The organism is Nocardioides sp. TF02-7, assembly GCF_022437945.1.
Lineage (GTDB): Bacteria > Actinomycetota > Actinomycetes > Propionibacteriales > Nocardioidaceae > Nocardioides.
Genome location: NZ_CP092535.1, coordinates 1,025,489 through 1,039,313, shown reverse-complemented (window position 1 = coordinate 1,039,313; position 13,825 = coordinate 1,025,489). Strand labels below are relative to the sequence as shown.

The 13,825-nt window shown below is 73.0% G+C and carries 14 protein-coding genes; 8 read left to right on the top strand and 6 right to left on the bottom strand.

Annotated features, from left to right (window positions below; all coding sequences use genetic code 11):
* Positions 1 to 398: 398 nt before the first annotated feature.
* The 4 genes from MF408_RS05270 to MF408_RS05255 all read left to right on the top strand — a co-directional run bounded on the left by MF408_RS05270 (position 399) and on the right by MF408_RS05255 (position 3,959).
* Positions 399 to 776: a GyrI-like domain-containing protein gene (locus tag MF408_RS05270; RefSeq protein ID WP_240250534.1), complete on the top strand. Its 378-nt coding sequence runs from the start codon at positions 399 to 401 to the stop codon at positions 774 to 776.
* An 870-nt stretch (positions 777 to 1,646) separates the two neighbouring features.
* The gene (locus tag MF408_RS05265) at positions 1,647 to 2,525 is read left to right on the top strand and encodes a GGDEF domain-containing protein (protein WP_240250533.1); all 879 of its coding nucleotides are present in this window, start codon (positions 1,647 to 1,649) and stop codon (positions 2,523 to 2,525) included.
* Positions 2,440 to 3,150, top strand: a complete 711-nt coding sequence (locus tag MF408_RS05260; protein WP_240250532.1) for an EAL domain-containing protein — start codon at positions 2,440 to 2,442, stop codon at positions 3,148 to 3,150. Before MF408_RS05265 ends, MF408_RS05260 begins: the two co-directional genes overlap by 86 nt.
* A 32-nt stretch (positions 3,151 to 3,182) precedes the next feature.
* A complete protein-coding gene (locus MF408_RS05255; protein WP_240250531.1) occupies positions 3,183 to 3,959 on the top strand; it encodes an SDR family NAD(P)-dependent oxidoreductase in 777 nt (258 codons plus the stop codon).
* 124 nt (positions 3,960 to 4,083) lie between these two features.
* On the opposite strand, the gene MF408_RS05250 is transcribed toward MF408_RS05255, so the two are convergent.
* From MF408_RS05250 to MF408_RS05230, 5 genes are all read right to left on the bottom strand, one after another.
* On the bottom strand, positions 4,084 to 4,959 hold the full coding sequence (locus MF408_RS05250; protein WP_240250530.1) for a glycine betaine ABC transporter substrate-binding protein: 876 nt from the start codon (positions 4,957 to 4,959) through the stop codon (positions 4,084 to 4,086).
* 155 nt (positions 4,960 to 5,114) lie between these two features.
* Positions 5,115 to 5,690, bottom strand: a complete 576-nt coding sequence (locus tag MF408_RS05245) for an ABC transporter permease subunit (protein WP_240250529.1) — start codon at positions 5,688 to 5,690, stop codon at positions 5,115 to 5,117.
* Positions 5,691 to 6,128: 438 nt separating this feature from the next.
* Positions 6,129 to 7,361: a betaine/proline/choline family ABC transporter ATP-binding protein gene (locus tag MF408_RS05240; RefSeq protein ID WP_240250528.1), complete on the bottom strand. Its 1,233-nt coding sequence runs from the start codon at positions 7,359 to 7,361 to the stop codon at positions 6,129 to 6,131.
* Positions 7,362 to 7,554: 193 nt separating this feature from the next.
* A complete protein-coding gene (locus MF408_RS05235; protein WP_240250527.1) occupies positions 7,555 to 8,208 on the bottom strand; it encodes a vWA domain-containing protein in 654 nt (217 codons plus the stop codon).
* A 37-nt stretch (positions 8,209 to 8,245) separates the two neighbouring features.
* On the bottom strand, positions 8,246 to 8,650 hold the full coding sequence (locus MF408_RS05230; RefSeq protein ID WP_240250526.1) for a hypothetical protein: 405 nt from the start codon (positions 8,648 to 8,650) through the stop codon (positions 8,246 to 8,248).
* Between the two features lie 117 nt (positions 8,651 to 8,767).
* Between MF408_RS05230 and hflX the strand changes: the two genes are divergently transcribed.
* From hflX to MF408_RS05210, 4 genes are all read left to right on the top strand, one after another.
* A complete protein-coding gene (gene hflX / locus MF408_RS05225) occupies positions 8,768 to 10,291 on the top strand; it encodes a GTPase HflX (protein ID WP_240250525.1) in 1,524 nt (507 codons plus the stop codon).
* A 185-nt stretch (positions 10,292 to 10,476) separates the two neighbouring features.
* Entirely contained in the window at positions 10,477 to 10,917 is a 441-nt protein-coding gene (locus MF408_RS05220; RefSeq protein WP_240250524.1) for an MFS transporter, read from the top strand.
* 609 nt (positions 10,918 to 11,526) lie between these two features.
* Positions 11,527 to 11,952: a hypothetical protein gene (locus MF408_RS05215; RefSeq protein WP_240250523.1), complete on the top strand. Its 426-nt coding sequence runs from the start codon at positions 11,527 to 11,529 to the stop codon at positions 11,950 to 11,952.
* Positions 11,953 to 12,202: 250 nt separating this feature from the next.
* Positions 12,203 to 12,697, top strand: a complete 495-nt coding sequence (locus MF408_RS05210; RefSeq protein ID WP_240250522.1) for an SGNH/GDSL hydrolase family protein — start codon at positions 12,203 to 12,205, stop codon at positions 12,695 to 12,697.
* Positions 12,698 to 12,829: 132 nt separating this feature from the next.
* Here the strand turns inward: MF408_RS05210 and MF408_RS05205 are convergent, their stop codons facing one another.
* Positions 12,830 to 13,795 carry a sugar phosphate isomerase/epimerase gene (locus MF408_RS05205; RefSeq protein ID WP_240250521.1) on the bottom strand — a complete coding sequence of 322 codons (966 nt, stop codon included), beginning with the start codon at positions 13,793 to 13,795 and terminating at the stop codon, positions 12,830 to 12,832.
* Positions 13,796 to 13,825: the final 30 nt, after the last annotated feature.

Here is a 13,825-nt window from a genome sequence, read left to right as displayed (position 1 = left end):
GGAGTACCACCTGCGGCGGATGTTCTCGTCGCTGGCCGGGATGCCGCTGTCGGAGTACGTCCGCCGGCGCCGGATGACGCTCGCAGCCGCGGACGTCACCGGCTCGACGGACGACCTGCTGACGATCGCCGTCCGTCACGGCTACGGCTCGACCGAGGCGTTCGGCCGCGCGTTCCGCGCGGTGCACGGCGTCGGTCCCTCCGACGCGCGTCGGAAGGGCGGCCCGCTCCGGACCCAGCAACCGCTCAGGTTCCGCCTGACCGTCGAAGGGAGAGACCCCGTGCACGTCCGCATCACCGAGCAGCCCTCGTTCCGCCTGGTCGGCCACGCCGCCCAGGTGCCGTTGGTCCACGAGGGCGTCAACCCCCCACGTCCGCGACCACGTCGCGGCGATCCCGATGGCCGAGCACCAGCGGCTCAAGGACCTCGGCAACGCCACCCCCGGCGGCTTGCTCCAGGTCAGCCACCAGCCCGAGCCGGCCTACGAGGAGGGCAGCGAGCTGACCTACCTGCACGGGGTGGCGGTCACCGACGACACCCCGACGCCGGACGACCTCGACGCCATCGCCGCACCCGCGGGCAGCTGGGCGGTGTTCACCACCGAGGGACCGCACCCGCGCGTGTTGCAGGACACCTGGGCGGCGACGGCGACCGAGTGGTTCCCGTCGAACCCGTGGCGGCTGCGGCCCGGTCCGTCGTTGGTCGCCGTGCTCGAGCACGACGCCGACTTCACGACCGCGACCTGCGAGCTCTGGCTGCCCGTCGAGCGCGGTTGACGGGACCCGGCCGGTCACCGCCGGCCGCGCGGGCTGCCGGCGGTGACTAGGCACGAAGGAGGGGCCCGCTCCTCCGATCGGTCCGATTCCGGCCGATGTGCGGCGCCGAGCCGGCCTCGGTGCGATGCTCTGGCCGGGCAGCCGTCCGGGTGCCCCGAGGAGCAGGACGCGAGGGCACGAGGCCGACATGGGGACGAATGAGGAGACGGGCGTCCGCCCGTCCGGTGACGCGGCGGCCGTGCGGTCGGCGTACGTGGCGCTCGGCGTGGGACTGGTGCTGGTCGCGGCGTTCGCGCTGACGATGGGCACGCTCGTCGGCGACGCGGTCGTCTACCTGGTGGCGGCGGGCTACGGCACGGCCCTGTCGCTCGTCGGCGCGCTGCGGATGCCACCGGCCCGGCGGCGGATCTGGTGGGCGTTCTTCGCCGCCCAGGCGCTGTTCCTCGGCGCCGACGCGCTCTGGGTGCTCTACGACAACGTCCTGCACATCGAGCCCTACCCGTCCTTGGCCGACGTCGCCTACCTCGCCAGCTACCCGGCGCTCGCACTCGGGATCCTCTGGCTCGTCCGCAGCCGTCGGCGCAGCCGCGACCGCGCGGCCGTGCTCGACGCGGCGATCCTCACCACCGGCGCGACCGCCGTCGGGATCGTGTTCCTGATCGCCCCCCGCGGCCGCGGAGGGCGGGACCACCCTGTTCGGGCAGGTGGTGGCGGGCGCCTACCCCGCCGCCGACCTGCTCGTGCTCGCGCTGGTGTTTCGGATGCTGACCGGCGGGATGGCCAGCAACCGGGCCCTCTGGGCGATCATCGGCTCGGTGGGCGTGCTTCTGGTCGCCGACCTGGGCTACGTGACCAGCACCCTCGCCGGGGGTGGAGTACACGCCGTGGGTCGACGTCGGCTACCTGCTGGGGTACGTGCTGCTCGGCTTCGCCGCGCTGCACCCCTCGGCCCACGCGCTGTCCGAGCCGGCTCCCGAGCGACGCGAGCGCATCACCGTCGCCCGGATGGTGTGGCTGGGCACCGCGCTGATGCTCGCGCCGGTGACCGACCAGGTGAACCACCTGACCGGGTGGGGCCGCGGGTCCTGGGCCGTGCTGGTCGCGGGCTGCGTGGCGGCGGTGCTGGTGGTCGTCCGGCTCGGCGACCTGATCCGCGACCTCCAGTCCAACGCCGTGCAGCTGGCGGCCCTGGCCCGCCGCGACGGTCTCACCGGCATTGCCAACCGGCGCTCGTGGGACCACGAGCTGTCCCGCGCCTGCGCGCACGCCCGCGACGCCGGCAAGCCGCTGGTCGTCGCCGTCCTCGACATGGACCGGTTCAAGCTGTTCAACGACACCTACGGGCACGTGCGGGGCGACCTCGTCCTCAAGGAGACCGCCGCCGCGTGGGCCGGGATCCTGGCCGGCGACGGGTTCCTGGCCCGGTTCGGTGGCGAGGAGTTCACCGTGCTCGTGCCCAACGTGACCTCCGCGGACGCCGGGGGCGCTCCTCGACCGGCTGCGCAGGTCGGTGCCGCACGGCCAGACCTGCTCGATCGGGTACGCCGTGTGGGACGGCGTCGAGGACCCCGCCGACCTGGTGGGCCGGGCCGACGTCGCGCTCTACCACGCCAAGCACGCCGGTCGGAACCGGATCGCCTTCCACGACGGGGCCGGCGCCAGCGTGGTCACCCCGTCGACCGCCGGGCAACCTGTCGTCGGCCAGCCGCGGGCCGTCTACCAGCCGATCGTCGACCTGCGCACCGGTGAGGTGCTCGGCCACGAGGCGCTCAGCCGGTTCGAGGGGGAGGGACCCCGCGAGGCCTTCGCCCGGGCAGCGCGTGAGGGCAGCACGGCACTGCTGGAGGCCGCCGCGGTCCGCAGCGCGCTGGCCGGGTGGACCGGGTCGGGGCTGCTGACGCTCAACGCCGGTCTCGCGACGCTCCTGACCACCGAGCTGCAGGAGGCGCTGCCGAGGGACCTCACCGGCATCGTCATCGAGGTCACCGAGTCCGACCTCGTCGACTACACCGCCGAGGTGATGCTGGCGATCGACGACCTGCGTCACCGCGGCGCCATGATCGCGATCGACGACTTCGGGGTCGGGTTCTCCAACGTGCAGCGGATCGTGACGATCCGGCCCGACCTGGTCAAGCTCGACATGTCGCTCATCCGCGGCATTGACACCGACCCGATGCTGCAGGCGGTGGTCGCCGGCGCGATGCTCTTCGCACAGCGCACCGGCTCGCGGGTCGTGGCGGAGGGGATCGAGACGACGGCCGAGCGCGACTGCCTCTCCGCCCTCGGCGTGACGCTGGGCCAGGGCTTCCTCCTCGGGGCCCCCGGTCCCCTCGACGAGCCGGCCGAGGTGGACGAGGCGGTGCCGACCGCCTGACCCCCGCTGACCCGGGTCGCTACAGTCCCGGCATGGATCTCACCAGCTCATCCGCCATCGTCACCGGCGCGGCCTCGGGCATCGGCGCCGCGTGCGCCCGCCGGCTGGCCGCACTCGGCGCGACCGTCGTCGTGGCCGACCTGCAGACCGACAAGGGCGAGGCGCTCGCCGAGGAGATCGGGGGCGTGTTCGCCCTGGTCGACGTCACCGACACCGAGCAGGTCGGCGCGGCCGTCCGGGCCGCGACCGAGATCGCGCCGCTGCGCGCGGTCGTCAACTCCGCCGGCATCGGGTGGGCGCAGCGCACCATCGGCCGCGACGGCACCCTCGAGTCCGCGCACTCGCTCGAGGCGTTCACGAAGGTCATCCAGATCAACCTGATCGGCACCTTCGACATGGTCCGGCAGGCGGCGACGGCGATGAACGGCAACGAACCCGACGCCGACGGCTGCCGCGGTGCGATCGTCAACCTCGCGTCGGTGGCCGCGTTCGACGGCCAGATCGGCCAGGCGGCGTACTCCGCCTCCAAGGGCGGTGTCGTCGGCATGACCCTGCCGGTGGCGCGCGACCTGGCGGCCGCCGGGATCCGCCTCAGCACCGTCGCGCCGGGTCTCGTCGACACCCCGATCTATGGCGAGGGCGAGCAGGCCGAGGCGTTCAAGGCCAAGCTCGGCGAGAGCGTGCTGTTCCCCAAGCGGCTCGGCCGCCCCGACGAGCTCGCCTCGATGGTGGTGGAGTGCCTCACCAACCCCTACCTCAACGCCGAGGTCGTGCGCGTCGACGGCGGGATCCGGATGCCCCCGAAGTAGCGCGAGCCGGGGACGTCATACGAACGGTGGGCGATCGCCCTCGCTCCGTATGACGTCCCCGGCTCCGTGGCGTCGGTCAGCCGGTCAGCCGGTCAGCCGGTCAGCCGGTCAGCCGGTCAGCCGGTCAGCTGCTGAGGCTCTCCACCCAGTCCGGGTTGTCCTCCAGCCACTGCGCGACGGCCTCCTCCTCCTTGCCCTCGCCGAACTCGTTGACGACGAGGTCCTCGAGGCTGCCGTACTGGTCGTCGTCGAGCGTGGCGTTGGCCATCATCTCGGCGACGTCGGGGAACTCGTCGGAGAAGCCGTCGGTCGCGACCGCGGCCAGGCCCTCGGGCTCGCCGAGCGCGCCCTTCGGGTCCTCGAGGTCCTTCACCGGGTAGGCGCTGTTGGCCCAGAACGGCCGCCACAGCGTGACCACGATGTCCTCCTCGTTGTTCACCGCGGTCTCCAGCTCGGCCAGCATCGCGGTCGTGGAGGAGGTGACCAGCTCGTAGTCGCCGTCGAGGCCGTACTCCGGCATCACCGAGTTCGTGGTGACCTCGGTCAGGCCGGCGCCGGGCTCGATGCCGACGATCCGGCCGTCGAACCGGTCGGCCTCGCCGGTCAGGTCCTCGATGGAGTCGATGTCGGTGTACTCCGGCACCGCGAACGTCAGCTTCGCGTCGTCGTAGTAGGTGCCGAGGACCTCGAGGTCGTCGCCGTACTTCTCCATGTAGGAGGCGTGGGTGACCTCCGGCCAGGCCGACGGGTAGACGTCGACGTCACCCTGGGCGACCCCGGTGTAGAGGGGCGCCGCCTCGGTGACCTCCTCGATCTCCACCGTGTAGCCCTCGTCCTCGAGCACGTTCTTCCACAGGTAGGCCATCGACAGGCCGTCGGTCCACGAGGGGATGATCCCGAGGGTGATCGTGTCGCCCCCGTCGTCGCTGCCGCCGTCGCTGTCGTCGGACCCACAGGCGGCGAGGGTCAGCCCCACGGTGGCCGCCAACGCTGCTGCCACGACTCGGTTCGTCGTCCTCTTGCGCTTCATTCGTCGTTTCCTTTGCTCCGGGCGGGCGCGTCCCGCCCTCGGTTCCCGAGAGAGGTTCCTTGCAGATGGATGGTCGGGGTGGGCAGGCTCCTTCCGTCGATCTCGCTGAGGGGACCGGGCAGGGGTCAGCCGACGCGCACGGGCTCCGCGTCGGCGACCACCTCGGCCGCGGGCGCCGCCTCGGCCGGCGTACGACGGCCGGTGGCGCGGACCAGCAGGGACCGGAGGCGGCCCTGGCCGGGCTTGCGCCCCCCGGCGCCGGCGGTGACCCGGTCGAGGAAGATGGCGAGCACGACGACCGACAGCCCGGCCTCGAACCCGAGGCCGACGTCGAGCCGGGAGATCGAGGTCGTGACCGCGCCACCCAGGCCGCCCGCGCCCACCAGGCCGGCGATGACGGCCATGGACAGGGCGAGCATGATCACCTGGTTGACGCCGGCCATCACCGTCGGCATCGCGAGCGGGAGCTGCACCTCGCGGAGGATCTGGCGCGGCGTCGCGCCGAACGCGTGGCCGGCCTCGACGACCTCGGCGTCGACCTGCCGGATGCCGAGCTCGGTGAGCCGCACCCCCGGCGGCAGCGCGAAGATCACGGTGGCGACGACGCCGGCGGCGATGTCGAGCCCGAACAACGACACGACCGGCACCAGCCACACGAACGCCGGCATGGTCTGCATCAGGTCCATCACCGGCCGGACCACGCGGCTGAACCACTCCCCACCGCGCCGCGAGGATGCCGAGCGGGATCGAGAGCACCAGGGCGACGAGCGTCGCGAACGCGACCAGGCCCAGGGTCTGCATCGCGTTCTCCCACTGCTCCATGGAGATGATGAACGCCATCCCGAGGAAGGTGCCGACCCCGAGCCGCCAGTCCTTGGCCAGCCACGCCAACGCCGCGAACACGACGGCGACGACCAGCGGCGCCGGCCCGTTGAGCAGCTCGACGATCCAGTCCACCGACTCGGAGATCGTGTCGCCGACGGTGCGGAGGAACTCGCCCCAGTGGTCCTGGATCCAGCGGAAGCCGTCGTTGACCCACTCGCCGACCGGCAGCCGCGGCACGCCGTCGACCCGCTCGTCGAGCGAGAGCTCGGCGGCCGTCGTCCTCGTCATGGTCACGGTCATCGTCGTCATCCCGGTCACGCTCCTTCCACCCCGACGAGCGCCGGTTCCCCGGCAGGGGGCGTGTCGGGTGCGGTGGCGACGCTGCCGAGCGCGCTGAGCAGCGTCACCCGCGCGACGACGCCGAGCAGCCGCTGGTCCGCGTCGACCACGGCGAGCGGCAGCGGGCTCTCGGCGGCGGCGGTGAACAGGTCGGCGACCGGGGTGTCGGGCGCGACCGTGGCGGGCTCGGTGACGATGCCGGCGAGGTCGTCGCGGCCGGCGCGGACCGCCTCGGCGGCCGCGCCCTCGGTGACCGCGCCGCGCAGGCGGCGGTGGCGGTCGACGACCATCAGCCCGCTGAGCTGGTTCTCGCGGATCAGCTTGTGGGCGGCGCGCGGGCCCTGCTCGGCGCCGAGCACGGCGACCGGGGGCTCCATGACCGACGACGCGGTGAGGATCCGCGTGCGGTCGACGTCCTGCACGAACTGGGCGACGTAGTCGGTGGCCGGGTCGTTGAGGATTTCCTCGGCCGTGCCCTGCTGGACGATCCGGCCGTCGCGCATCATCGCGATCCGGTCGCCGAGCCGCATCGCCTCGTTGAGGTCGTGGGTGATGAACAGGATGGTCTTGCCCAGTTCGTGCTGCAGCTCGACGAGCTGGTCCTGCATCTCGCGGCGGATCAGCGGGTCGAGCGCGCTGAACGCCTCGTCCATCAGCATCACGTCGGTCTCGGCCGCCAGCGCGCGGGCGAGGCCGACCCGCTGCCGCATGCCGCCGGACAGCTCGCCCGGCAGGTGGCCGCCCCAGCCGCCGAGCCCGACCAGCCCCAGCGCCCGCTCGGCGCGGCGCTCGCGGTCGGCGCGGTTGAGGCCGCGGACCTTGAGCCCGTAGGCGGCGTTCTCGCCGACGGTGCGGTGCGGCAGCAGCGCGAAGTGCTGGAAGACCATGCTGACCTTCTCGCGGCGTACGGCGCGCAGGCCGCGCGCGTCGAGCGCGGTCAGGTCGGAGCCGGCGACCGTGACGGTGCCGGTGGTCGGCTCCAGCAGCCCGTTGGCCATCCGGATCAGCGTCGACTTGCCGGAACCCGACAGTCCCATCACCACGAAGATCTGGCCCGGCTCGACGGCGAAGGAGGCGTCGATGACGGCGGCGGTGTAACCCTGCCGTCGTAGGTCCTCCCTGGTCGCCCCCTCCCGCAGGCTCTGGGCAGCCCGCAGTGGCCGGCGTCCGAAGATCTTGTGGACGTCCGCGAACTCGATCAAAGGCACGTGCCCGGTCACACCTTCCGGTGGGCCACGGACACCGGCTCGGACGCCGGCGTCCTCGTCAGCAACCCCTGCCGGTGGGCCCCGAGCGGCCGCCGTCCCGGCTTGGTTGCGCACAGCAACCTAACAAATGTGCTCCGCGGCCGGTCGGCCGCCGTGGGACCGGGGGCCGACCGGCGGCCGAGCAATGGGGCGTTCAGTCCGCGACCGAGCGCCGCTCGGCGGCGCTGAACTCCTCCATCATCGGCGCCGGTGCGCCGGCCGGAGCTGCCGCGCGGGCGGCCCGCATCTTGCCGAGCTTCTCGCCGTTGAGCCGCATCGCGTCGCGGGTCTTGCCGCGGCCGTAGGTGACCGAGGCGCCGGCGGCGACGCCGAGGCTGGTGCCGACCTCGATGGCGTCCTGGTCGGCGCCCATGTAGAGGAACTGCCAGGCGTAGTCGGTGGTCTGCTGCTCCACGAGCGCCTTGATCGCCGGGTGGGTCCACTCGCGGCTGGCGTTCTCGTGGCCGTCGGTCATGACCGCGACGATGACGGTGCCGGGCCGCTGGTCCTCCGGCATCGCGGCCAGCTCGTCGCCGGCCGAGGTCACCAGCCTGCCCATCGCGTCGAGGAGGGCGGTGCTGCCGCGCGGCTGGAGGACGAGCGGCGGGACGTCGGCCAGCGGGACGGAGGAGTAGACGACGTCGTAGCGGTCGTCGAACTGGGCGAGCGTCACCCGGCACTCGCCGGGCGCCTTGCGCTGCTCGTCGACGAACGCCGCGAAGCCGCCCTCGGTGTCGGACTTGATCGACTGCATCGACCCGCTGCGGTCGAGGAGGAAGTACAGGTGGGTGAGGTCGGCTCGCGTCATCGCTGCTCCGTTCCCGGGTCCTGCTCGGCAGGTCCCGTCACTGGGTGGGTCGACGCGGCTTGAACCGCATCGGTGGCGGCGCCGCGGCCGGTTGCCGCGGCGCCCCGGACTCGAGGTCGTACTTGGCCCGCTCGACCGCCGCCGCCGTCACCCGCCCGCGCTCGTCGGCGTACGCCCCGAGAGCACGCGTGCGGGCGAGGCGCGGGCCGACGGCGTTCTCCGTCAGCCCGGCACTGGCGCCGGCGCTGCGCAGCGACGCCCCGCCGGACAGCACGGCGACCGCCATCGACTCGTCGATCAGCTCGGTCAACCGGTCGGCCGCCTCCCGAAGGTAGGGGAGGGCACCGACGGAATCCCGGCCCTCGGCCTCGTCGAGCGCCCGGCGTACGGCGGCCAGCCGCTCCGTGCCAGGCCCTGCGGCCGGGTCGTCGTCCTTGGTCACCGCACCAGGATGCCGCAGAAAGTGCGGACCCGCAAATAGTGCGTCGCGGGGTCGGAACAGGGGGCCGCGGAAACTTGTTCGCACAGGTGGACGCAACCGACCTACGCTGGCAGGCATATGACGAACCACGCTGAAGACTTCTCCCTCGAGGCCGAGCTCGCGCGCACCGCGGGCTGGGAGGCCGAGGACCCCTACGACACCGCCGACGCCGCTGACACCGACCAGGCCGAGGACGACGGCTTCGAGTCCGGGTACGCCGACCCCGACCCGGAGGACCCGACCACCGGCGACCTCGACCTCGCCGCGCGCCACGACCTGCGCCGCGTGGCGAGCCTGCGCACCGAGCTCGAGGACATCACCGAGGTCGAGTACCGCCAGCTCCGCCTCGAGCGGGTGGTGCTCGCCGGCGTCTGGACCGACGGCACCGTCACCGACGCCGAGAACTCGCTCGCCGAGCTGGCGCTGCTCGCGGAGACCGCCGGGTCCGAGGTCCTGGAGGCGATCTACCAGCGCCGGCAGTACCCCGACCCGGCGACGTACATCGGTCGCGGCAAGGTCGACGCGCTCAAGGAGATCGTCCTGGCGACCGGCGCCGACACCGTGATCTGCGACGGCGAGCTCGCCCCGTCGCAGCTGCGCAACCTGGAGGACCGGCTCAAGGTCAAGGTCGTCGACCGCACCGCGCTGATCCTCGACATCTTCGCCCAGCACGCGAAGTCGAAGGAGGGCAAGGCGCAGGTCGAGCTCGCCCAGCTCAACTACATGAAGCAGCGGCTGCGCGGCTGGGGCGGCAACCTGTCCCGCCAGGTCGGTGGCCGCGTCGCCGGCGGCGCCGGTATCGGTGGCCGTGGTCCCGGTGAGACCAAGATCGAGACCGACCGGCGCCGCATCAACGACCGGATCGCCAAGCTCCGCCGCGAGCTGAAGGCGATGGCCGGCACCCGCAGCACGATGCGGCAGGAGCGGCGCCGCAACGCCGTGCCGTCGGTCGCCATCGCGGGCTACACCAACGCCGGCAAGTCCTCGCTGCTCAACCGGCTCACCGGAGCCGGCGTGCTGGTCGAGGACGCGCTGTTCGCGACCCTCGACCCGACCACGCGGCGCGCGCAGGCCTCCGACGGCCGCATCTACACGATGAGCGACACCGTCGGGTTCGTGCGGCACCTCCCGCACCAGCTGGTCGAGGCGTTCCGCAGCACGCTGGAGGAGGTCGCCGACGCCGACCTCATCGTGCACGTGGTCGACGGGTCGCACGCCGACCCCGAGGGCCAGATCGGCGCGGTCCGCGAGGTGCTCGCCGAGATCGGCGCGGCCGACATCCCCGAGCTGATCCTCGTCAACAAGGTCGACGTCGCCGACCCGATGGCGGTGGCCCGTCTCAAGCAGCGCGAGCCGCACTCGGTCGCCGTCTCCGCCCGCACGGGGGAGGGGATCGAGGGGGCGCTCGCCGCGATCGAGGCCGACCTGCCACGCCCGCAGGTGGAGTTCGACGCGCTGCTGCCCTACGCCCGCGGCGACCTCGTCGACCAGATCCACCGGCACGGCGAGATCACCTCGCTCGAGCACACCGCCGACGGCACCCGGATCAGCGGTCGCGCCACCGAGGCACTCGCCGGCGAGCTCGCGGCGTACGCCGTCTGACCGGAGTTCCGGCACCGGAGAGCGGGAGTGGGGAAGATCGGACTGCGATAGCTCATCCGATCTTCCCCAGTTCGGTCTCGGGCGCGCAGCTGAGGCACCGAGTGGCTTCGAAGAGGCGGTCGGGCAAGCGGAGGTCGGTCGCAGGTCTTGACCTGAAGTTAGGTTCAACTTGAAGACTCGGGCGCATGCCTTCGCTGACCGAGAACCCCCTCCCGTCCACTGACAAGGACCGGTCTCGCCGGGCCACGGTCGTCGCCCTGACCGTGGTCGCGGGGACGGTCCTGATCCCGCTCGACATCACCGTCGTGGCGGTCGCGCTCACCCGACTGGCACAGGAGACCGGCGCGTCGCTGCCGGTCATCCAGTGGGTGAGCACCGGCTACACCCTGGCGCTCGCGACGGTGATCCCGGCGGCGGCGTGGGCGATCGGCCGTCACGGGGCGCGCACCGTCTTCCTGGCGGCGCTCGGCGTCTTCACGCTGGGGTCGGTGCTGGTGGCGTGCTCCTGGGACGCGCCGAGCATGATCGCCTTCCGGGTGGTGCAGGGTCTCGGTGGCGGCTTCGTGATGCCGGCGGCGATGACGCTCGCGCTGCGGGCGGCCCCGGCGGGGAGCGCGGCCGGGTGATGTCGCTGCTGGGCCTGCCGGTCCTGGTCGGTCCGGTGCTCGGCCCGCCGATGGGCGGTTGGCTGCTGGACCATCTCTCCTGGCGGTGGATCTTCCTCGTCAACGTGCCGGTCGGCCTGCTCGGGATCTGGCTGGCACGCCGCAACCTCCCGCGGGTCGCCGGGGACCGCGTCGTGCGGCTCGACGGTCGCGGTCTCCTCCTCCTGCCGCCCGCCATGGCCATGCTCGTGCTCGGCACCTCGCTGGCCGAGGGCGACCTCCTGCGTGCGTCGGTCGTCCTCCCGGTCGCCGGCGCGCTGGTCCTGCTCGCCGTCTTCGCCCGCCACGCCCTCCGCACCGCGCGACCGCTCCTCGACGTCCGGCTGCTGGCGCGCCGGCACACCGGCGGCGGGGCTTTGCTGCTGGTGCTCTTCGCGGGCGCGTACTTCTCGACCATCGTGCTGGTGCCGCTGTACTTCCAGGTGGCGCGGGGCGAGACCGCCACGACCGCCGGGCTGCTGATGGTGCCGCAGGCCGTCCTCGCCGGCGTGTCCATCCAGGTCGCCGGTCGGCTCGTCGACCGGGTGCCGCCCCCTGCGGGTCATCGGCGCGGGCATCTGCCTCGCCGTCGTGGGGTACGCCGGGTTCGCGCTGCTCCTCGGCCCGACGACGCCCTACTGGCAGCTGCTGCCGTTCCTGGCGGTGGCGACGACCGGGGCCGGCGCCACCATGCTCCCCACGATCACGATGGCCACCCGGACCCTCGACGACCCCGACATCCCGTCCGGGACCACGATGATCAACGTCCTCAACCAGCTGGCGACGTCGGTGACCACGGCGGCGGTCGCGGTGGTGCTCGCGACGGCGCTCTCCTCGCGCCTCCCGGCGACCGTCGGCGACGGCATCGGCGACCTCCAGGCACTGCCCACGGCCGACCGCGCGGCCGTGGCGCCGCAGGTGAGCGAGGCGATGCAGGTGGCGCTGGCGCTGCCGGTGGCGATGATGGCGGCGGCGCTCGTGGTCGCGGTGGTGGTGTTCCGCCGGCCGCCGCGGTGACGGATCGGCAACGGTTGCGGAAATCGCCTGACACGGGCGGGGCCGGGCGTCGATCATCGCTGGGTGCGGATCCGGGGAGCGTTGGCGGCCGCGGCCGGTATGGCCGCGGGGATCGCGGCTACCTTCACGATCGTGACCACCCAGGCGGGCGCCGACGAGGACCGCTGCACGCGCTACCGCGAGGCCGCCCGCGACCGCGCCGCGGTCGTCACCCGCACGGTGCGCACCGAGGACCAGGTGCTCGTCATCGGTGACTCCTACGCCGCCGGGCTGGGTGTGCGGCTCCCCCGAGTCGTGGCCGTCGCGGCTGCCCGGCACGGTGCGGGTCGACGGGTTCTCCGGGTCCGGGTTCAGCCGCGGGGCCAGCCCCTGCGGCGACCTGTCCTACGCACGCCGGGCGCCGCGCTCGCTGCAGGCCGACACGGCGCTGGTCGTGGTCGAGGGCGGGCTCAACGACGTCGACCAGCCGCGTACGGCGGTCGTGGAGGGGTTCGAGGCGCTGATGGCGGCGGTGGGGGACCGGCCGGTCCTCGTCGTCGGCCCTGTGCTCGCGCCCGCGCGCGCCGGCCGGGTGCCCGACGTCGACCGGCTCCTGTCCGGTCTCGCCCGCCGCCACGGGGCGACGTACCTCTCCATGGTCGCCCTCGACCTGCCGTTCCTGGCCGACGGCCTGCACCTCACCGCCGAGGGGCACCGGCTCTTCGGCGACCACGTCGCCCGCCACGTCGCCGACCTGCTCGGCTGACACCCGCGCGGGATCGATCCCTGCCCGGCCGACCCACTGTCGACGCGGAAGGGCCCCGGACCCGCGCCCTCGTGCAGGTCCGGGGCCCTTCGCCCCACGGGCCGGGACCCGGCCCGTCCCCCCGGTCGGGTCTCAGTACTCCAGGTGGTCGAGGTAGAGGTGGCCGACGGCAGCCGAGGTGAGCGGCGAGACGTCGGGGGTGTCGTTCTCGACGATGTACTCCTCCACGCGGTGCTTGCGGAAGATCCGCGGGAAGTCGATGACGCCGGTGCCGAGGTCGCACATGTCGCCGGTGGTGCCGTCGCGGTCCTTGACGTGGTACTGCCGCACCGCCTGCGGGGCGTCGCGGATCACGTCGATGGTGAACCGGTGGGGGTCGGAGGCGCCGGAGTTCACGCCGCCGGTGAACGCCCAGTAGAGGTCGACCTCCAGGTGCACGAGCCGCGGGTCGAGCCGGTCGGTCAGCACCTCCCACGGCGTGACGCCGCCGCCGAGGTCGGTCGTGAACTCGTGGGCGTGGTTGTGGTAGCCGTAGCGGAGCCCGTAGCGACGGGCGAGCGCCGCCTCCTCGTTCATCTGGTCGGCCCACTGCTGCCAGTCGCTCAGCGAGTCGGACGCGAGGTAGGGGACGACGACGTAGCGCTGGCGCAGGGTCGCGGCGTTCTCGAGCTTGGTCCGCAGCGCGGAGCGCGAGCTGCTGATCCCGTCGTGGCTGGACGTCGCCCGGATGTCGAGCCCGTCGAGGAACTTGCGCAGCTCCTTGGCGGTGCGGCCGTAGTAGCCGGCCAGCTCGACCTTCTCGTAGCCGTACTGGGCGAGCCGCTGCAGCACGACGTCGAAGCCGGGCTCGCCCCCGAGCGCGTCGCGCAGCGTGTAGAGCTGGATCGAGATCTTGTCGTGGGGGATCGACCGGCGGCGGTGGTCGTGGCCCCACGGCCCGCCGTGCGGCCGACCACGGTGCGCCGACGCAGCGGTCTGGCTGCCGACCGTGAGCGCGGCCGCGCCACCCGCCGCAGCGGTGAGCAACCCTCGTCGCTTGGCTCCCTTGCGGGCGAGCGACTCCTGGAGCGCGGTCTCACCGTCGAAACCGAAGCACATGACAGCTCCTTCCTCGCAGGACCACCCGAT

What these genes read in the sequence shown, in the direction of transcription:
- MF408_RS05270 (WP_240250534.1), top strand. Translation starts at nt 399, where the DNA reads ATGGCCGAGCACCAGCGGCTCAAGGACCTCGGCAACGCCACCCCCGGC.
- MF408_RS05255 (WP_240250531.1), top strand. Translation starts at nt 3,183, where the DNA reads ATGGATCTCACCAGCTCATCCGCCATCGTCACCGGCGCGGCCTCGGGC.
- MF408_RS05235 (WP_240250527.1), bottom strand. Translation starts at nt 8,208, where the DNA reads ATGACGCGAGCCGACCTCACCCACCTGTACTTCCTCCTCGACCGCAGC.
- hflX (WP_240250525.1), top strand. Translation starts at nt 8,768, where the DNA reads ATGACGAACCACGCTGAAGACTTCTCCCTCGAGGCCGAGCTCGCGCGC.
- MF408_RS05220 (WP_240250524.1), top strand. Translation starts at nt 10,477, where the DNA reads ATGCCTTCGCTGACCGAGAACCCCCTCCCGTCCACTGACAAGGACCGG.
- MF408_RS05205 (WP_240250521.1), bottom strand. Translation starts at nt 13,795, where the DNA reads ATGTGCTTCGGTTTCGACGGTGAGACCGCGCTCCAGGAGTCGCTCGCC.